Here is a 17,565-nt window from a genome sequence, read left to right on the forward strand (position 1 = left end):
AGGTAACTCTTCACTTTCTATCACTCTATACCAAATACAATGAACCTTTAAGGAGGATTTTTAGAATGGCTAAAGAAAAATTCGACCGTTCCAAATCGCATGCTAACATTGGTACAATTGGACACGTTGACCATGGTAAAACAACTCTAACTGCTGCTATCTCAACAGTTCTTCATAAGAAGTCTGGTAAAGGATCAGCTATGGGATATGACCAAATCGATGGTGCTCCAGAAGAGCGCGAGCGTGGAATCACAATCTCAACTTCACACGTCGAGTATGAAACAGACACTCGTCACTATGCACACGTAGACTGCCCAGGACACGCTGACTACGTTAAAAACATGATCACTGGTGCTGCTCAAATGGACGGCGCGATCTTAGTAGTATCTGCTGCTGATGGTCCAATGCCACAAACACGTGAGCACATCCTACTTTCTCGTAACGTAGGTGTACCATACATCGTAGTATTCCTTAACAAATGTGACATGGTTGACGATGAAGAGTTACTTGAACTTGTTGAAATGGAAGTTCGCGACCTTCTTTCTGACTATGACTTCCCTGGTGATGATGTTCCAGTTATCAAAGGTTCTGCTCTTAAAGCTCTTGAAGGAGATGCTGATTACGAAGCAAAAATCTTTGAACTTATGGATGCGGTTGATGAGTACATCCCAACTCCAGAACGTGACATTGAGAAGCCATTCATGATGCCAGTTGAGGATGTATTCTCAATCACTGGTCGTGGAACTGTTGCTACTGGTCGTGTTGAGCGTGGACAAGTTAAAGTCGGTGACGAAGTTGAAATCATCGGTCTTCAAGAAGACAATGGTAAAACAACTGTTACAGGTGTTGAAATGTTCCGTAAACTTCTTGACTATGCTGAAGCTGGTGACAACATCGGTGCACTACTTCGTGGTGTATCTCGTGAAGATATCCAACGTGGTCAAGTACTTGCTAAACCAGGTACAATCACTCCACATAGCCGTTTCAAAGCTGAAGTTTATGTACTTTCTAAAGAAGAGGGTGGACGTCATACTCCATTCTTCGCTAACTACCGTCCGCAGTTCTACTTCCGTACAACTGACGTAACTGGTATCGTACATCTTCCAGAAGGTACTGAAATGGTTATGCCTGGCGATAACACTGAGATGGAAGTTGAACTTATCTCTACTATCGCTATCGAAGAAGGAACTCGTTTCTCTATCCGTGAGGGTGGACGTACTGTAGGTTCTGGCGTCGTTTCAAATATCATTAAGTAATAAACATTTAAAAGAGACTCCTTGCAAAAGGGTCTCTTTTTTTGCTTTTCCAGATCAGAACGGCTACTATAAGCTATAGAATCTAAATGGAACCGAGAGGATCACTGGAATGGCGAAGACATATTTGAAGAAATGGTTAATCGGCGGGGTTGACCAATGGATTATGATCAAAGAAGATCACACAAGTGAAGCGAAGCCTGTTCTATTATTTTTACACGGTGGGCCCGGCTCCGCTCAAATCAGCTATATCGACTCATTTCATGAGGAACTTAATCACGATTTTACAGTTGTTCATTGGGATCAGCGAGGTGCGGGACTTTCCTATCAAAAGAACCTCCCCAATACTTCTATGACCATTCAGCAATTTATTGAAGATACGATTGAACTGACAGAGAAAGTCCTTTCATATCTAGGTCAATCAAAATTGTACATCGCCGGATATTCATGGGGGTCATTAATCGCCATACAAGCAGTACATAAGCGCCCAGATCTATATCACGCTTATTATGGAATTAGTCAGGTAGTAGATGTAATAAAAGAAGATATTGTGTCATACAAGCTTCTTTTGGAGAAATGCGAACGAAATCGGTTGTTTACTTGTTGCCTGCGATTACTGACGCCTCCTCCGTGGAAACGAATATCAGCTCATGCTCTGTTCTCTCTATATAAAGAGCTCGGAAGCGTAGGTCTCACACATAGGTGGAAGCCGCTGATTCAAATGCTACGCGGATTTCTTTTTAGTAAGGAATATCAGCTCAAAGATAAGTGGAATTTCCTTAAAGGACAGAAGCTTAGTCAGGACATGCTATGGAATGAATTGATGAATGAGAGCATTGAATACCGAGTTTCTACTATATTAATACCTTGTTACTTTATCATTGGTGAATATGACATGATTACACCAGCTGCTGTATCAAAACCTTATGTTGAGCAATTAACAGCACCAGTCAAAGAATGGTTCACCTTTAAAGAATCTGCACATTCCCCGCATCTAGAAGAACCAGAAGAATTTATTCGTACCATAAAAAAGACGGCTGTACATCATCTTCAGGGAAAGCTTGATTTATAGGCTCAACCCCTGTATAATATGAAAAGTGTGCAAATCATAAATTTATCCGATTTATTATTGCAACACGCAGGCCAATTTGGTACAATAGTGCATGTTGGTCTTTGACTGCGATGAAGTGAGAGGTTGCTGACACACCCGGCCGCTTTGCCATGGCAAGGTGATCAGGTTTTTCTCACGGAGAACTGTCTAACGTAAGTAGGCGAAAAGGAGGGAAAATAATGGCAAAACAAAAAATTCGTATTCGTTTAAAAGCATATGATCATAGAATTCTTGATCAATCTGCTGAGAAGATTGTTGAAACGGCTAAGCGTTCTGGTGCTAGTGTATCTGGTCCAATTCCGCTTCCAACTGAAAAATCAGTTTACACAATCCTTCGTGCGGTGCATAAGTACAAAGATTCTCGTGAGCAATTTGAGATGCGTACTCACAAACGTCTAATCGACATCGTGAATCCAACTCCACAAACAGTTGATGCACTTATGCGTTTAGATTTACCATCTGGTGTAGATATCGAAATCAAACTTTAATTCAAATAGAAAACACATATTATAGGAGGTGTGACTAATGACCAAAGGAATCTTAGGTAGAAAAATTGGTATGACGCAAGTATTCGCAGAAAACGGTGATCTTATCCCTGTAACTGTTGTTGAGGCTGCTGCTAACGTTGTTCTTCAAAAGAAGACTGCTGACACGGATGGCTATGAAGCAATCCAAATCGGTTTTGACGACAAACGTGAAAAGCTTTCTAACAAACCAGAGAAGGGCCACGTTGCTAAAGCGGAAACTGCTCCTAAGCGCTTCGTAAAAGAATTACGCGGTGCGGAGTTAGATGCGTATGAAGTTGGTCAGGAAGTCAAAGTTGATATTTTCGCAAATGGAGATATCGTAGATGTAACAGGAACATCAAAAGGTAAAGGATTCCAAGGGGCTATCAAGCGCCACGGACAATCACGCGGACCAATGACTCACGGTTCACGTTACCACCGTCGTCCTGGTTCAATGGGACCTGTTGATCCAAACCGAGTATTCAAAGGTAAACTTCTTCCAGGTCGTATGGGCGGAGAGCAAATCACTGTCCAAAACCTTGAGATCGTTAAAGTTGATGCAGAACGCAATCTTCTATTGATCAAAGGAAATGTACCAGGAGCTAAAAAATCTCTAGTAACTGTAAAGAGTGCAGTTAAATCTAAATAACTCTCTTAGGAAAGGAGGAAACAAGTCATGCCAAAAGTAGCATTATTTAACCAAAACGGTTCTACTAACGGTGAAATCGAATTAAACGCTTCTGTGTTTGGAATCGAGCCAAACGAAAGCGTAGTATTCGATGCTATTCTTATGCAAAGAGCTTCCTTACGTCAAGGAACTCACAAAGTAAAAACTCGTTCTGAAGTACGTGGCGGAGGTCGTAAGCCTTGGAGACAGAAGGGTACTGGTCGTGCTCGTCAAGGTTCTATCCGTTCACCACAATGGCGCGGAGGCGGTATCGTATTCGGTCCAACACCACGCAGCTATTCTTATAAATTACCTAAAAAAGTTCGCCGCTTGGCTATCAAGTCAGTATTGTCTTCTAAAGTAATCGACAACAACATCATCGTTCTTGAAGATCTGACTCTTGATGCAGTGAAAACGAAAGAATTCGCAGGCATCCTTAAAGGATTATCTGTCGAGAAGAAAGCGTTGATCGTCACTGCGGATGCAAACGAAACAGTTGCTTTATCTGCTCGTAACATCCCTGGAGTAACAGTTGTTGAAGCTAACGGTATCAACGTTCTTGACGTTGTCAACCACGAGAAACTTCTGATCACTAAAGCAGCGGTTGAAAAAGTAGAGGAGGGACTTGCATAATGAAAGATCCTCGTGATGTTCTAAAGCGCCCTATCATTACTGAACGTTCTGCTGATCTAATGACAGAGAAGAAGTACACGTTCGAAGTTGATGTCAGAGCTAACAAAACAGAAGTGAAAGACGCTGTTGAAGAAATCTTTGGAGTGAAAGTTGAGAAAGTCAACGTTCAAAATTACAAAGGGAAATCTAAACGCGTTGGACGCTACACTGGTATGACTAGCCGTCGCAGAAAAGCGATCGTGAAATTAACAGCTGACAGCAAAGAAATCGAAATTTTTGAAGCGTAAATCTTAAAAAGAAGGAGGGAAATTCAAAATGGCGATTAAAAAGTATAAACCAACCAGTAATGGTCGTCGTGGCATGACTACTTCAGATTTTGCTGAAATCACGACTGACAAACCAGAAAAATCGTTGCTTGCGCCGCTTCACAGAAAAGGCGGACGTAACAACCAAGGTAGAATGACTGTTCGTCATCAAGGTGGCGGTCATAAACGTCAATACCGTATCATCGACTTTAAACGTGATAAAGACGGTATACCTGGACGCGTTGCTACAATCGAGTATGATCCAAACCGTTCAGCGAACATCGCTCTTGTAAACTATGCAGATGGTGAGAAACGTTACATTCTTGCTCCGAAAGGAATCCAAGTTGGTACTGAAGTTACTTCTGGACCAGAATCTGACATCAAACCAGGTAATGCTCTTCCACTTATCAACATCCCAGTTGGTACAGTTGTGCATAACATTGAATTAAAACCAGGTAAAGGTGGACAATTAGTTCGTTCTGCTGGTACTTCTGCTCAAGTTCTTGGTAAAGAAGGTAAATACGTTCTTGTACGTTTGAACTCAGGAGAAGTTCGTATGATTCTTTCTGCTTGCCGTGCGACTATCGGTCAAGTTGGAAACGAGCAACACGAATTAATTAACATCGGTAAAGCTGGACGTTCACGCTGGAAAGGCGTACGCCCAACAGTTCGTGGTTCTGTAATGAACCCTAACGATCACCCACACGGTGGTGGTGAAGGACGTGCTCCAATCGGACGTAAATCACCAATGTCTCCATGGGGCAAACCGACTCTTGGATTCAAGACTCGTAAGAAAACCAACAAGTCTGATAAATTCATTGTACGTCGTCGTAAAAACAAGTAACGGGGTTGTCTACGGTTCATTTAGGACCGTAGTTCAATCACGAAGGGAGGTTCCACAATGGCTCGCAGCTTAAAAAAAGGACCATTTGTTGATGATCATTTGATGGCTAAAGTCGAGAAATTGAATGAAACTGACAAAAAGCAAGTCGTAAAAACTTGGTCTCGTCGTTCTACAATTTTCCCACAATTCATCGGTCACACAATCGCTGTCTATGACGGACGCAAACATGTACCTGTTTTCATTTCTGAAGATATGGTAGGTCACAAATTGGGCGAATTCGCACCAAGCCGTACTTACAAAGGTCATGCTAGTGACGATAAAAAAACAAGACGCTAATGAGAGGAGGCTTTTAAATGCAAGCTAAAGCTGTCGCAAGAACAGTCCGTATTGCTCCTCGTAAAGCACGTCTAGTAATGGACCTGATCCGAGGTAAGCAAGTAGGAGAAGCAGTTTCTATCTTAAACCTTACACCTAAGGCTGCTTCACCAATTATTGAAAAAGTATTAAAATCTGCTATCGCAAACGCTGAGCACAATTACGAGTTGGACGCTAACAGCCTAGTGATTACTCAAGCATTCGTTGACGAAGGTCCAACACTTAAGAGATTCCGTCCACGTGCTATGGGTCGTGCGAGCGCAATTAACAAACGTACTAGCCACATTACAATCGTTGTATCAGAAAAGAAGGAGGGATAATCCGTGGGTCAAAAGGTAAATCCAGTAGGTCTTCGTATTGGCGTCATTCGTGATTGGGAATCTAAATGGTTCGCAGGAAAAGATTACGCTGACTTCTTACATGAAGACTTGAAAATCCGTGAATTCATCAGCAAGCGTTTGTCTGACGCGTCTGTTTCTAAAGTAGAAATCGAACGTGCTGCAAACCGCGTAAATATCACAATCCACACGGCTAAACCAGGTATGGTAATTGGTAAAGGCGGATCTGAAGTTGAAGCACTTCGTAAAGCTCTTAACAGCCTAACTGGCAAACGTGTACACATCAACATCCTTGAAATCAAAAGAGCAGATCTTGATGCTCAGCTAGTTGCTGAAAACATCGCTCGTCAACTTGAAAATCGTATTTCATTCCGTCGTGCACAAAAACAAACAATCCAACGCACAATGCGTGCTGGAGCACAAGGAATCAAAACAATGGTTTCTGGTCGTCTTGGCGGTGCAGATATTGCTCGTTCTGAATATTACAGTGAAGGTACTGTTCCGTTGCACACACTTCGTGCTGACATCGACTATGCTACTGCTGAAGCTGACACTACTTATGGTAAGCTTGGCGTAAAAGTATGGATCTATCGTGGAGAAGTCCTTCCAACTAAGAAGAATACTGCGGAAGGAGGAAAATAATATGTTATTGCCAAAACGCGTGAAGTATCGCAGAGAACATCGTGGAAAAATGCGTGGACGTGCAAAAGGTGGTACTGAAGTACATTTCGGTGAGTACGGTATCCAAGCTCAAGAAGCTTCTTGGATCACGAACCGTCAAATCGAAGCTGCTCGTATTGCTATGACTCGTTACATGAAACGTGGCGGTAAAGTTTGGATTAAAATTTTCCCTTCTAAGCCATACACAGCTAAACCTCTAGAGGTCCGCATGGGTTCCGGTAAAGGTGCTCCAGAAGGATGGGTGGCTGTAGTAAAACCAGGCAAAGTTTTATTTGAAATTTCTGGTGTGTCTGAAGAAGTTGCTCGTGAAGCTCTTCGTCTTGCATCTCACAAATTGCCAATTAAAACGAAGTTCGTAAAACGTGAAGAAATTGGTGGTGAATCAAATGAAAGCTAATGAAATTCGTGACCTTACCACTGCTGAAATTGAACAAAAAGTAAAGTCTCTTAAAGAAGAACTTTTCAATCTTCGTTTCCAATTAGCGACTGGGCAGCTTGAAAACACTGCTCGCATTCGTGAAGTGCGTAAATCAATCGCACGCATGAAAACTGTGATTCGTCAAAGAGAAATCGCTGCTAATAAATAATAATTAGAGGGGAGGCCCCGCAAACATGAGCGAACGTAACCAACGTAAAGTGTATCAAGGTCGTGTTGTTTCTGACAAAATGGATAAAACCATCACTGTTGTAGTTGAAACATACAAAAAGCATTCACTTTATGGCAAACGTGTAAGATACTCTAAAAAGTTCAAAGCACATGATGAAAACAACCAAGCAAAAATCGGAGACATCGTAAAGGTCATGGAAACTCGTCCTTTATCTGCGACTAAACGCTTTCGTCTAGTTGAAGTTGTCGAAGAAGCCGTTATTATCTAATAAAGTTCGGATTTCTTTTTCCGAAAGGAGGTAACATTAATGATTCAACAGGAGACTCGTTTAAAAGTAGCTGACAACTCTGGCGCACGCGAAGTACTAACGATTAAAGTTCTTGGTGGCTCTGGACGTAAGACGGCTAACATCGGTGATGTCATTGTTTGTACGGTTAAACAAGCAACACCAGGAGGCGTTGTCAAAAAAGGTGAAGTTGTGAAAGCAGTTATCGTTCGTACAAAGAGCGGAGCTCGCAGAAACGATGGATCTTACATCAGCTTCGATGAAAATGCATGTGTCATTATCCGTGACGACAAGAGCCCACGTGGAACTCGTATCTTCGGACCAGTAGCACGTGAACTTCGTGAAAACAACTATATGAAAATTGTTTCTCTAGCACCAGAAGTACTTTAATGAATACAATCCGCGACTCAAGGAGGTGCGATTAAATGCATGTTAAAAAGGGCGATAAAGTAGTGGTTATCTCTGGTAAAGATAAAGGTAAACAAGGAGTCATCCTTGCTGCTTTCCCTAAGAATGACCGTGTTTTAGTAGAAGGTATTAACCTTGTGAAAAAACACTCTAAACCAACCCAAGCTAACCCTCAGGGCGGAATTTCTGAACAAGAAGCGCCGATCCACGTATCAAACGTAATGCCGCTTGATCCTAAAACGGGTGAAGTGACACGTGTTGGGTATAAAGTTGAGGACGGAAAGAAAGTCCGTGTAGCGAAAAAATCTGGGCAAGTTCTAGATAAATAGTAAATAAGGAAGGGAGGTCTTTCTCATGAACCGCCTTAAAGAAAAGTATGTAAAAGAAATTACACCTGCATTAGTTTCTAAGTTTGAATACAAATCAGTAATGCAAGTGCCAAAAATCGAAAAAATCGTGATCAACATGGGTGTTGGTGACGCCGTTCAAAACGCTAAAGCAATCGATACTGCTGTTGAAGAATTAACGTTTATCGCTGGTCAAAAACCTGTCGTTACTCGTGCGAAGAAGTCTATTGCTGGATTCCGTCTACGTGAAGGAATGCCAATCGGTGCGAAAGTAACACTTCGCGGAGAGCGCATGTACGATTTCCTTGATAAACTTATTTCTGTATCTTTACCACGTGTACGTGACTTCCGCGGGATTTCTAAGAAATCTTTCGACGGTCGTGGAAACTACACGCTTGGTATTAAAGAACAGTTAATCTTCCCAGAAATTGATTACGATAAAGTAACAAAAGTCCGCGGTATGGATATCGTTATCGTTACGACTGCCAATACGGACGAAGAAGCACGTGAGCTATTAACTCAAGTAGGTATGCCGTTCCAGAAATAATCAATGAAAGGGAGGCGAAATCGTGGCTAAAAAGTCTATGATTGCGAAACAACAACGCAAACAAAAGTTTAAAGTTCAAGAGTATACGCGCTGCGAACGTTGTGGACGTCCACATTCAGTAATTCGCAAGTTTAAACTTTGCCGTATTTGTTTCCGCGAACTTGCATATAAAGGACAAATTCCTGGCGTTAAAAAAGCCAGCTGGTAATCCCCATAAATGGGAAGGAGGTTATTAAATAATGGTTATGACAGATCCGATTGCAGATTTGCTGACTCGTATTCGCAATGCGAACATGGTACGTCATGAGAAGCTAGAAGTACCGGCTTCAAAAATCAAAAGAGAAATTGCTGAAATCTTAAAGCGTGAAGGTTTTATCCGTGACGTTGAATATGTAGAAGACAGCAAACAAGGAATTATCCGTATGTTCCTTAAATATGGCCAAAACAACGAACGTGTTATCACTGGTCTTAAAAGAATCAGTAAACCTGGTTTACGTGTATATGCGAAATCAAATGAAGTACCACGTGTACTTAACGGACTTGGAATCGCAATTATTTCTACATCACAAGGTGTTTTATCGGACAAAGAAGCCCGTGCTAAACAAGCTGGTGGAGAAGTACTTGCTTACGTATGGTAAAAAAAGTTTAAGATGAATGGAGGTGCTTGGTATGTCTCGTATAGGTAAAAAACTAATCGAGATCCCTTCAGGAGTTACTGTGACAAACAACGATAACACAGTGACAGTAAAGGGACCAAAAGGTGAACTAACTCGTACATTTCACCCTGATATGGAAATTAAAATTGAGGACAGCGTCTTAACTGTAAGCCGTCCGTCTGATCATAAAGAACACCGTGCATTACATGGTACAACACGTAGCTTAATTGCAAACATGGTTGAAGGTGTATCTAAAGGTTTCGAAAGAGGTTTAGAACTTATCGGTGTCGGTTACCGTGCAGCTAAATCTGGAAACAAACTTGTTCTTAACGTTGGATACTCTCATCCAGTTGAAATCGTTCCTGAGGCTGGAGTTGAAGTCGAAGTTCCATCTCAAACGAAAGTAGTCATTAAAGGTATCGATAAAGAGCGTGTGGGAGCTCTAGCTTCTAACATCCGCGCTGTCCGTTCTCCAGAGCCTTACAAAGGTAAAGGAATTCGTTACGAAGGTGAATTCGTTCGCCGTAAAGAAGGAAAAACTGGTAAGTAAGATCGCTTAATGTGAAGAAAGGAGTGACTCGGATGATTACGAAAACTAGCAAAAACGCTACTCGTCTTAAAAGACACGCTCGTGTTCGTGCGAAACTTTCAGGTACTGCTGAAAGACCTCGCCTTAACGTTTTCCGTTCTAACAAGAACATCTACGCTCAAGTAATTGATGATGTTAACGGTGTAACACTTGTAAGTGCTTCTACTCTTGATAAAGAGTTAAAGATCGAGAATAGTTCTGACGCTGCAGCTGCTACTAAAGTTGGCGAACTTGTTGCCAAACGTGCTGTTGAAAAAGGAATCTCTAACGTGGTATTTGACCGCGGAGGATACTTATATCATGGACGTGTAAAAGCTCTAGCTGAAGCTGCTCGTGAGGCTGGACTTAAATTTTAATAAAAGAAGGAGGGACACATCCGAATGAGTCGTATTGACCAAAGCAAATTAGAGTTAGAAGAACGCTTAGTTACGGTTAACCGCGTAGCGAAAGTTGTTAAAGGTGGACGTCGTTTCCGTTTTGCAGCTTTAGTTGTTGTCGGTGACAAAAACGGTCATGTAGGTTTCGGTACTGGTAAAGCACAAGAAGTACCAGAAGCGATCCGCAAAGCTGTTGAAGATGCGAAAAAGAATTTAATTGAAGTACCAATGGTTGGAACTACAATTCCACATGAAATCATCGGTCGATTCGGTGCAGGAAACGTTCTATTGAAGCCTGCTTCAGAAGGTACAGGAGTTATCGCTGGAGGCCCAGTGCGTGCGGTTCTTGAGCTTGCTGGTCTAGCTGATATCCTTTCTAAATCTCTAGGTTCTAATACACCGATCAACATGATCCGCGCAACACTTCAGGGTTTAAGTGAACTTAAACGTGCTGAAGACGTTGCGAAGCTTCGTGGAAAATCTGTAGAAGACCTGTTAGGATAAGGAGGGAACATTAATGGCAAATAAATTAGAAATTACCCTCAAACGCAGTGTAATCGGTCGCCCAGAAGATCAGCGTGTCACTGTTCGTACTCTTGGTCTTAAGAAAACAAACCAAACAGTCGTACATGAAGACAATGCAGCGATCCGCGGCATGATTAACAAGGTGTCTCATTTAGTTTCTGTTAAAGAACAATAAAACATTTTTAATCGATAAGGAGGTGCCCAAATGAAACTTCATGAATTGAAGCCTTCAGAAGGTTCACGTAAAGTACGCAACCGTGTTGGTCGTGGTATTGGATCAGGTAACGGTAAAACTTCTGGTAAAGGTCATAAAGGTCAAAACGCTCGTTCTGGCGGCGGTGTACGCCCTGGTTTCGAAGGTGGTCAGATGCCTTTATTCCAACGTCTTCCAAAACGTGGTTTTACAAACATCAACCGTAAAGATTACGCGGTAATCAACTTAGACAGATTAAACAGTTTTGACGAAGGAACGGAAGTAACTCCTGAACTTCTTCTAGAGACTGGTGCAATAAGCAAGTTAAAAGCAGGAGTAAAAATTCTTGGCAACGGTAAATTAGAAAAAAAATTAACTGTAAAAGCCAATAAATTCTCTGCTTCTGCGAAAGAAGCTATTGAAGCTGCTGGCGGTACAGCCGAGGTGATCTAACTTGTTTAAGACAATCTCCAATTTTATGCGCGTGAAAGATATACGGAATAAGATTATATTCACTCTTTTAATGTTAATCGTCTTTCGTATAGGTGCTTTCATCCCTGTGCCTAATGTGAACGCCGAAGTTCTCCAGGCACAGGATCAAATGAGTGTTTTCGGGATCCTCAACACGTTTGGGGGCGGGGCACTTTTCCAATTCTCCATTCTTGCAATGGGGATTATGCCGTATATCACCGCTTCGATCATCATTCAGCTCTTGCAGATGGATGTTGTTCCGAAGTTCACTGAGTGGTCAAAGCAAGGAGAGGTTGGCCGCCGAAAATTAGCACAATTCACAAGGTATTTTACAATTGTTCTAGGTTTTATCCAGGCGTTAGGAATGTCATATGGATTCAACAATATGGCAGGAGGCATGCTGATTGAAAACCCAGGTGTTTCAACGTACCTCTTAATTGCGGTCGTACTCACTGCGGGAACAGCATTTTTAATGTGGCTGGGAGAGCAGATTACTGCTCACGGTGTTGGTAACGGTATTTCGATTATTATCTTTGCCGGGATCATCGCAGGTATCCCTCAAACATTAAAACAAGTGTACGCTCAGCAGTTTGTAGGTGGAGATGGACAGTTGTTCATGCAAATCCTGAAAATTGCCCTTATTGTCATTGCTATTCTTGTCATTGTTATTGGTGTTATTTACATTCAAATGGCAGTGAGAAAGATTGCGATTCAATATTCAAAAGGAACTGGCCGTGCACAAATGTCTGCTAGTCAAGCAACGCACCTTCCATTGAAAGTGAATCCAGCAGGGGTGATTCCAGTCATCTTTGCCGTTTCTTTCATTATTACTCCGCAGACGGTCGCATCGTTCTTCGGAACCAATAATGTGACAACTTGGATAACCAACAACTTTGACTATACTAAGCCAATCGGTATGACGATTTATGTAGCACTGATTGTTGCTTTCACATATTTTTATGCCTTTGTCCAAGTGAATCCTGAACAAATGGCTGAAAATCTGCAAAAGCAGGGTGGCTATATCCCGGGAGTTCGTCCAGGGAAAATGACTCAAGATAGAATTACGAGCATTTTGTACCGACTCACGTTTGTGGGCGCCATTTTCTTAGCCGTGATTTCAATACTTCCTATCTTTTTCATTCAATTCGCTGGATTACCTTCCGCTGCACAAATTGGCGGCACAAGTCTTCTCATTGTTGTAGGTGTTGCACTTGAAACAATGAAACAGCTTGAAAGCCAATTAGTGAAACGAAACTACCGTGGATTTATGAAATAAAACAGAGGGCTGGGCTCATGCCCAACCTCTCTAAGTGAGGAAGGGGAAATCCGAAATGAACTTAGTCTTAATGGGGCTTCCGGGTGCTGGTAAAGGCACTCAGGCAGAACGAATTGTTGATGATTATGGGATCCCTCATATCTCAACAGGAGATATGTTCCGCGCTGCTATGAAAGAGGAGACACAACTTGGGCTCGAAGCAAAATCCTTTATCGATAAAGGAGAGCTTGTTCCTGATGAGGTCACAATCGGTATTGTTAGAGAAAGACTTGGCAAAAATGATTGTGAACAAGGTTTTCTTCTGGACGGATTTCCGCGAACAGTCGCTCAGGCTGAAGCTTTAGAAGACATTCTAAAGGACCTTGGCAGAACGATTGATTATGTCATTAATATTAAAGTCGATAAAGATGCATTGATGGAGCGTCTGACTGGCCGAAGAATTTGCAAAAATTGCGGAGCAACCTATCATTTAGTATTCAATCCACCTGCGAAAGAAAATGTTTGCGATAAGTGTGGAGGCGAGCTTTATCAACGTGCAGATGATAATGCAGAAACCGTTTCGACTAGACTTGAAGTAAACTTAAAGCAGACTGAACCTTTACTGAACTTCTATTCAGAAAAAGGATATCTTGCAAACATTGATGGTGCAAAACACATTAACGATGTATATGCAGATATCAAGGACCTGCTTGGGGGATTAAATAAATGATTATCTGTAAAACTCCTCGCGAGCTTGAGATTATGAGAGAAGCTGGACGCATTGTCGCACTGACTCATGAAGAGCTGAAGAAACACATAAAACCAGGTATTTCGACAAAAGAATTGGATCAAATTGCCGAACGTTTTATTACAAAGCAGGGTGCAATCCCATCTTTTAAAGGGTATAATGGTTTTCGCGGGAGCATTTGCGTTTCGGTGAATGAAGAACTCGTTCACGGTATTCCTGGTAAACGGGTTTTACGTGATGGTGACATCATTAGTATCGATATTGGCGCAAAGTTAAATGGCTATCATGGTGACTCTGCTTGGACTTATCCAGTTGGGGTAATCAGTGATGAAGACCGCAAACTACTGGAAGTCACAGAGGAATCTCTATATAAAGGCTTACAGGAAGCAAAGCCAGGCGAACGTCTGTCGAACATTTCCCATGCCATACAAACGTATGTAGAAAACGAGAATTTCTCAGTTGTTAGAGAATATGTTGGACATGGGGTCGGACAGGATCTTCATGAGGACCCTCAAATTCCTCATTATGGTCCGCCCAACAAAGGCCCGCGGCTAAAACCTGGAATGGTGTTGGCCATCGAACCGATGGTGAACGCAGGCAGCCGATATGTGAAAACATTGGCTGATAACTGGACGGTTGTAACGGTTGATGGGAAAAAGTGTGCTCACTTTGAGCATACGATTGCGATTACAGATACAGGTTTTGATATACTGACTAAGATTTAGGTCTTCACTGAAGCCTTTCAGGCCCAAATCGGGCAGGTTGTCTGTATAGTCCAAAGGAAAGAACAAGATCAGTATACAGGTGTCATCGGCATGTTCGGTGGCTGCCATGTACTAATCGCAGACGGAGAAAAGCGTAAATTTCATTCTCCTAAGAAAAAATATCAATCATATAACCTTTTATGGTTGCGTATCTCCGGAAGTTCAGAACAGTATATTCAAAACAGGTCGGGTGATAGATGGACAATTGAGATAAACTCATTTGGACATTTGTCAGAGAGCAAGTTACTGATTTGAAGAAGGGAGAACACTTGAATGGCGAAAGACGATGTAATTGAAGTGGAAGGTACTGTAGCAGAAACTTTGCCAAATGCAATGTTCAAAGTTGAACTAGAGAATGGTCATACAGTTTTGGCTCATGTATCAGGAAAAATCCGTATGCACTTCATTCGCATTTTACCTGGAGACAAAGTTACGGTAGAATTATCTCCATATGACTTAACTCGTGGTAGAATTACGTACCGTTACAAATAAAGCAACTCCGGAAGAAGGAGGTTGGAAACACATGAAAGTGAGACCATCTGTTAAACCTATCTGTGAAAAATGTAAAGTTATTCGCAGAAAAGGAAAAGTAATGGTGATCTGTGAAAACCCAAAACATAAACAAAAACAAGGCTAATAACAAGGAGGTGCCCAAATCATGGCTCGTATTGCTGGTGTAGATATTCCACGTGATAAACGTGTTGTCATTTCTTTAACATATGTTTTTGGAATTGGTCGTACGACTGCGCAACAAGTCCTTAAAGAAGCAGGTGTTTCTGAAGACACTCGCGTTCGCGATCTAACTGAAGACGAACTTGGTAAAATCCGTGATATCATTGACAAACTTAAAGTAGAAGGTGACCTTCGTCGTGAAGTTTCACTTAACATTAAGCGTCTAATTGAAATCGGAAGCTACCGCGGAATCCGTCATCGTAGAGGACTTCCTGTTCGTGGACAAAACACAAAAAACAACGCGCGTACTCGTAAAGGTCCGCGTCGTACTGTAGCTAACAAGAAAAAATAAGTAAAGGAGGTAGTTAAAGAATGGCTGCTGCTCGTAAACAAAATACGCGTAAACGTCGCGTGAAAAAGAATATTGAAGCTGGAATCGCTCATATTCGTTCCACTTTCAACAACACGATTGTAACGATTACTGATGTTCATGGAAACGCAATTTCTTGGTCAAGTGCTGGTGCATTAGGATTCAGAGGTTCTCGTAAATCTACTCCTTTCGCTGCACAAATGGCTGCTGAAACTGCTGCTAAAGGTTCTATCGAACATGGTCTTAAAACACTTGAAGTAACTGTTAAAGGTCCTGGTTCTGGTCGTGAAGCTGCAATTCGTGCACTTCAAGCTGCAGGTCTTGAAGTTACTGCAATCAGAGACGTAACTCCAGTTCCTCATAACGGATGCCGTCCACCAAAACGTCGCCGCGTGTAATTTGTTTGTATAGATTTTGTGTCCCTGTCAATAATGGGTTATGATACAGTTATTTATGAGACGAATACACGACTCGTTGCCTGAGCACATACGGGACTAAACAATGAGGAATTTCGGATGGAATCTCATATGATTCTATTCGAGGTTTCGACGTTTTGAAGGAGGGTTTTATTAGATGATCGAAATTGAAAAACCAAAAATCGAAACGGTTGAAATCAGCGACGATGCCAAGTATGGCAAGTTTGTCGTAGAGCCACTTGAGCGTGGATATGGTACCACTTTAGGGAACTCCCTTCGTCGTATCCTTTTATCCTCACTTCCTGGTGCAGCTGTAACATCGATCCAGATAGATGGTGTCTTACACGAATTCTCAACGATCGAAGGCGTGGTTGAAGATGTTACAACGATTATCTTAAACATTAAAAAGCTTGCACTCAAAATCTACTCTGAAGAAGAGAAGACGCTTGAAATTGATGTACAAGATGAAGGTACTGTAACAGCTGCTGATATTACACACGACAGCGATATTGAAATCTTAAATCCAGATCTCCACATCGCAACTCTTGGCAAGAATGCGAGCTTCCGTGTTCGCTTAACTGCACAAAGAGGTCGCGGGTATAATCCTGCTGATGCAAACAAAAGAGACGATCAGCCAATCGGTGTGATTCCGATCGACTCAATCTATACACCTGTCTCTCGTGTGACTTATCAAGTGGAGAACACCCGTGTTGGGCAAATCACAAACTATGATAAATTAACACTAGATGTATGGACTGATGGGAGCACAGGACCGAAAGAAGCGATCGCTCTAGGTTCTAAGATTTTAACTGAACACCTGAATATTTTCGTTGGGTTAACTGACGAAGCTCAGCATGCTGAAATTATGGTTGAGAAAGAAGAAGACCAAAAAGAAAAAGTGCTTGAAATGACAATTGAAGAGCTTGATCTTTCTGTTCGTTCTTACAACTGTTTGAAGCGTGCGGGTATTAATACTGTTCAAGAGCTTGCTAACAAGACAGAAGAGGATATGATGAAAGTTCGTAACCTTGGACGTAAATCTCTTGAAGAAGTGAAAGCGAAACTAGAAGAACTTGGACTGGGTCTTCGTAAAGACGATTGACTAGTTTCATTGTGAACTAGGATTTTCGTGTGTTTTTTATTCATACAGCATTCTCTAACTAAGGAGGGGACATCACATGGCATACAGAAAGCTAGGACGCACTAGTGCACAACGTAAAGCAATGCTTCGTGACCTAACGACTGATTTGATCATCAACGAACGCATCGAAACAACTGAAACACGTGCGAAAGAACTTCGCTCTGTAGTTGAAAAAATGATCACTCTTGGCAAACGCGGAGATCTTCATGCTCGCCGTCAAGCTGCAGCTTACATTCGTAATGAAGTAGCTAACGCTGAAACAAACCAAGATGCACTTCAAAAATTATTCGCTGACGTTGCAACTCGCTACGAAGATCGCCAAGGTGGATACACTCGTATCATGAAGCTTGGACCTCGTCGCGGCGATGGCGCACCAATGGCTGTCATTGAATTAGTTTAATCACATAGCGTGTATCTAAGAAAGGGCGGGACAGTTCATAACTGGATCTATGCCCTTTTTTAGATACTACGGCTTTTTA

32 protein-coding genes and 1 pseudogene are annotated in these 17,565 nt (G+C 41.9%); all 33 read left to right on the forward strand.

What is annotated here, in order from left to right; genetic code table 11:
- Positions 1 to 65 precede the first annotated feature (65 nt).
- Entirely contained in the window at positions 66 to 1,256 is a 1,191-nt protein-coding gene (gene tuf / locus NSS78_RS00720; RefSeq protein WP_003217109.1) for an elongation factor Tu, read from the forward strand.
- Positions 1,257 to 1,365: 109 nt separating this feature from the next.
- The gene (locus tag NSS78_RS00725; RefSeq protein ID WP_327840894.1) at positions 1,366 to 2,325 is read left to right on the forward strand and encodes an alpha/beta hydrolase; all 960 of its coding nucleotides are present in this window, start codon (positions 1,366 to 1,368) and stop codon (positions 2,323 to 2,325) included.
- 218 nt (positions 2,326 to 2,543) lie between these two features.
- The gene (gene rpsJ, locus NSS78_RS00730) at positions 2,544 to 2,852 is read left to right on the forward strand and encodes a 30S ribosomal protein S10 (protein ID WP_003156464.1); all 309 of its coding nucleotides are present in this window, start codon (positions 2,544 to 2,546) and stop codon (positions 2,850 to 2,852) included.
- 37 nt (positions 2,853 to 2,889) lie between these two features.
- Positions 2,890 to 3,519, forward strand: coding sequence for a 50S ribosomal protein L3 (gene rplC / locus NSS78_RS00735; protein WP_003217069.1), 630 nt, complete (start codon positions 2,890 to 2,892; stop codon positions 3,517 to 3,519).
- Positions 3,520 to 3,546: 27 nt separating this feature from the next.
- Positions 3,547 to 4,170 (forward strand): 50S ribosomal protein L4, encoded by a 624-nt coding sequence (gene rplD / locus NSS78_RS00740; protein WP_003217216.1) that lies wholly within the window; start codon positions 3,547 to 3,549, stop codon positions 4,168 to 4,170.
- Positions 4,170 to 4,457 carry a 50S ribosomal protein L23 gene (rplW, locus tag NSS78_RS00745; RefSeq protein WP_003217016.1) on the forward strand — a complete coding sequence of 96 codons (288 nt, stop codon included), beginning with the start codon at positions 4,170 to 4,172 and terminating at the stop codon, positions 4,455 to 4,457. The genes rplD and rplW overlap by 1 nt, the downstream gene beginning before the upstream one ends.
- 28 nt (positions 4,458 to 4,485) lie before the next feature.
- Entirely contained in the window at positions 4,486 to 5,319 is an 834-nt protein-coding gene (gene rplB, locus NSS78_RS00750) for a 50S ribosomal protein L2 (RefSeq protein WP_003217065.1), read from the forward strand.
- A gap of 57 nt (positions 5,320 to 5,376) precedes the next feature.
- Positions 5,377 to 5,655 (forward strand): 30S ribosomal protein S19, encoded by a 279-nt coding sequence (gene rpsS / locus NSS78_RS00755; RefSeq protein ID WP_003216920.1) that lies wholly within the window; start codon positions 5,377 to 5,379, stop codon positions 5,653 to 5,655.
- Positions 5,656 to 5,672: 17 nt separating this feature from the next.
- Positions 5,673 to 6,014, forward strand: coding sequence for a 50S ribosomal protein L22 (gene rplV, locus NSS78_RS00760; RefSeq protein ID WP_007496316.1), 342 nt, complete (start codon positions 5,673 to 5,675; stop codon positions 6,012 to 6,014).
- A 3-nt stretch (positions 6,015 to 6,017) separates the two neighbouring features.
- On the forward strand, positions 6,018 to 6,674 hold the full coding sequence (gene rpsC / locus NSS78_RS00765) for a 30S ribosomal protein S3 (protein ID WP_003217241.1): 657 nt from the start codon (positions 6,018 to 6,020) through the stop codon (positions 6,672 to 6,674).
- Between the two features lies 1 nt (position 6,675).
- Positions 6,676 to 7,110, forward strand: a complete 435-nt coding sequence (rplP, locus tag NSS78_RS00770) for a 50S ribosomal protein L16 (RefSeq protein WP_003217039.1) — start codon at positions 6,676 to 6,678, stop codon at positions 7,108 to 7,110.
- Positions 7,100 to 7,300: a 50S ribosomal protein L29 gene (gene rpmC / locus NSS78_RS00775; RefSeq protein WP_003217155.1), complete on the forward strand. Its 201-nt coding sequence runs from the start codon at positions 7,100 to 7,102 to the stop codon at positions 7,298 to 7,300. Before rplP ends, rpmC begins: the two co-directional genes overlap by 11 nt.
- Positions 7,301 to 7,325: 25 nt before the next feature.
- Entirely contained in the window at positions 7,326 to 7,589 is a 264-nt protein-coding gene (gene rpsQ, locus NSS78_RS00780) for a 30S ribosomal protein S17 (RefSeq protein ID WP_003216906.1), read from the forward strand.
- Between the two features lie 39 nt (positions 7,590 to 7,628).
- Positions 7,629 to 7,997, forward strand: a complete 369-nt coding sequence (gene rplN / locus NSS78_RS00785) for a 50S ribosomal protein L14 (protein WP_003216882.1) — start codon at positions 7,629 to 7,631, stop codon at positions 7,995 to 7,997.
- Positions 7,998 to 8,032: 35 nt separating this feature from the next.
- Positions 8,033 to 8,344 (forward strand): 50S ribosomal protein L24, encoded by a 312-nt coding sequence (gene rplX / locus NSS78_RS00790; RefSeq protein WP_003217151.1) that lies wholly within the window; start codon positions 8,033 to 8,035, stop codon positions 8,342 to 8,344.
- 25 nt (positions 8,345 to 8,369) lie between these two features.
- Positions 8,370 to 8,909 carry a 50S ribosomal protein L5 gene (gene rplE / locus NSS78_RS00795; protein ID WP_003217159.1) on the forward strand — a complete coding sequence of 180 codons (540 nt, stop codon included), beginning with the start codon at positions 8,370 to 8,372 and terminating at the stop codon, positions 8,907 to 8,909.
- A gap of 22 nt (positions 8,910 to 8,931) precedes the next feature.
- On the forward strand, positions 8,932 to 9,117 hold the full coding sequence (rpsN, locus tag NSS78_RS00800) for a 30S ribosomal protein S14 (protein WP_008356542.1): 186 nt from the start codon (positions 8,932 to 8,934) through the stop codon (positions 9,115 to 9,117).
- A 31-nt stretch (positions 9,118 to 9,148) separates the two neighbouring features.
- Positions 9,149 to 9,547, forward strand: a complete 399-nt coding sequence (gene rpsH / locus NSS78_RS00805) for a 30S ribosomal protein S8 (protein WP_003217040.1) — start codon at positions 9,149 to 9,151, stop codon at positions 9,545 to 9,547.
- Between the two features lie 31 nt (positions 9,548 to 9,578).
- Positions 9,579 to 10,115, forward strand: coding sequence for a 50S ribosomal protein L6 (gene rplF / locus NSS78_RS00810; protein ID WP_003217186.1), 537 nt, complete (start codon positions 9,579 to 9,581; stop codon positions 10,113 to 10,115).
- A 32-nt stretch (positions 10,116 to 10,147) separates the two neighbouring features.
- On the forward strand, positions 10,148 to 10,510 hold the full coding sequence (gene rplR, locus NSS78_RS00815; protein WP_003216951.1) for a 50S ribosomal protein L18: 363 nt from the start codon (positions 10,148 to 10,150) through the stop codon (positions 10,508 to 10,510).
- Between the two features lie 24 nt (positions 10,511 to 10,534).
- Positions 10,535 to 11,035 carry a 30S ribosomal protein S5 gene (gene rpsE, locus NSS78_RS00820; RefSeq protein WP_003217179.1) on the forward strand — a complete coding sequence of 167 codons (501 nt, stop codon included), beginning with the start codon at positions 10,535 to 10,537 and terminating at the stop codon, positions 11,033 to 11,035.
- 13 nt (positions 11,036 to 11,048) lie between these two features.
- A complete protein-coding gene (gene rpmD / locus NSS78_RS00825; RefSeq protein ID WP_003217067.1) occupies positions 11,049 to 11,231 on the forward strand; it encodes a 50S ribosomal protein L30 in 183 nt (60 codons plus the stop codon).
- 30 nt (positions 11,232 to 11,261) lie between these two features.
- Positions 11,262 to 11,702: a 50S ribosomal protein L15 gene (gene rplO, locus NSS78_RS00830; protein WP_003216888.1), complete on the forward strand. Its 441-nt coding sequence runs from the start codon at positions 11,262 to 11,264 to the stop codon at positions 11,700 to 11,702.
- Position 11,703: 1 nt separating this feature from the next.
- On the forward strand, positions 11,704 to 12,996 hold the full coding sequence (gene secY / locus NSS78_RS00835; protein ID WP_012008710.1) for a preprotein translocase subunit SecY: 1,293 nt from the start codon (positions 11,704 to 11,706) through the stop codon (positions 12,994 to 12,996).
- A gap of 55 nt (positions 12,997 to 13,051) precedes the next feature.
- Complete coding sequence (locus NSS78_RS00840) at positions 13,052 to 13,705, forward strand: adenylate kinase (RefSeq protein ID WP_012008711.1); 654 nt, start codon at positions 13,052 to 13,054, stop codon at positions 13,703 to 13,705.
- Positions 13,702 to 14,448, forward strand: coding sequence for a type I methionyl aminopeptidase (map, locus tag NSS78_RS00845; protein WP_003217210.1), 747 nt, complete (start codon positions 13,702 to 13,704; stop codon positions 14,446 to 14,448). The genes NSS78_RS00840 and map overlap by 4 nt, the downstream gene beginning before the upstream one ends.
- Positions 14,449 to 14,475: 27 nt before the next feature.
- Positions 14,476 to 14,783 (forward strand): annotated as a pseudogene (locus NSS78_RS00850) (RNA-binding protein).
- Entirely contained in the window at positions 14,761 to 14,979 is a 219-nt protein-coding gene (infA, locus tag NSS78_RS00855) for a translation initiation factor IF-1 (protein ID WP_003217190.1), read from the forward strand. Before NSS78_RS00850 ends, infA begins: the two are co-directional and overlap by 23 nt.
- Positions 14,980 to 15,010: 31 nt before the next feature.
- Positions 15,011 to 15,124, forward strand: a complete 114-nt coding sequence (gene rpmJ / locus NSS78_RS00860; protein WP_003156543.1) for a 50S ribosomal protein L36 — start codon at positions 15,011 to 15,013, stop codon at positions 15,122 to 15,124.
- Positions 15,125 to 15,145: 21 nt separating this feature from the next.
- Positions 15,146 to 15,511 carry a 30S ribosomal protein S13 gene (rpsM, locus tag NSS78_RS00865; protein WP_003217023.1) on the forward strand — a complete coding sequence of 122 codons (366 nt, stop codon included), beginning with the start codon at positions 15,146 to 15,148 and terminating at the stop codon, positions 15,509 to 15,511.
- Positions 15,512 to 15,531: 20 nt separating this feature from the next.
- On the forward strand, positions 15,532 to 15,927 hold the full coding sequence (rpsK, locus tag NSS78_RS00870) for a 30S ribosomal protein S11 (protein WP_003217231.1): 396 nt from the start codon (positions 15,532 to 15,534) through the stop codon (positions 15,925 to 15,927).
- 175 nt (positions 15,928 to 16,102) lie between these two features.
- Positions 16,103 to 17,047 carry a DNA-directed RNA polymerase subunit alpha gene (locus NSS78_RS00875; protein WP_003217009.1) on the forward strand — a complete coding sequence of 315 codons (945 nt, stop codon included), beginning with the start codon at positions 16,103 to 16,105 and terminating at the stop codon, positions 17,045 to 17,047.
- A gap of 76 nt (positions 17,048 to 17,123) precedes the next feature.
- Entirely contained in the window at positions 17,124 to 17,486 is a 363-nt protein-coding gene (gene rplQ, locus NSS78_RS00880; RefSeq protein ID WP_003216944.1) for a 50S ribosomal protein L17, read from the forward strand.
- The last annotated feature ends 79 nt before the right edge of the window (positions 17,487 to 17,565 follow it).

Origin of the sequence: Bacillus sp. FSL W8-0920 (assembly GCF_038593215.1) — a bacterium.
GTDB classification, from domain to species: Bacteria; Bacillota; Bacilli; order Bacillales; family Bacillaceae; genus Bacillus; species Bacillus pumilus.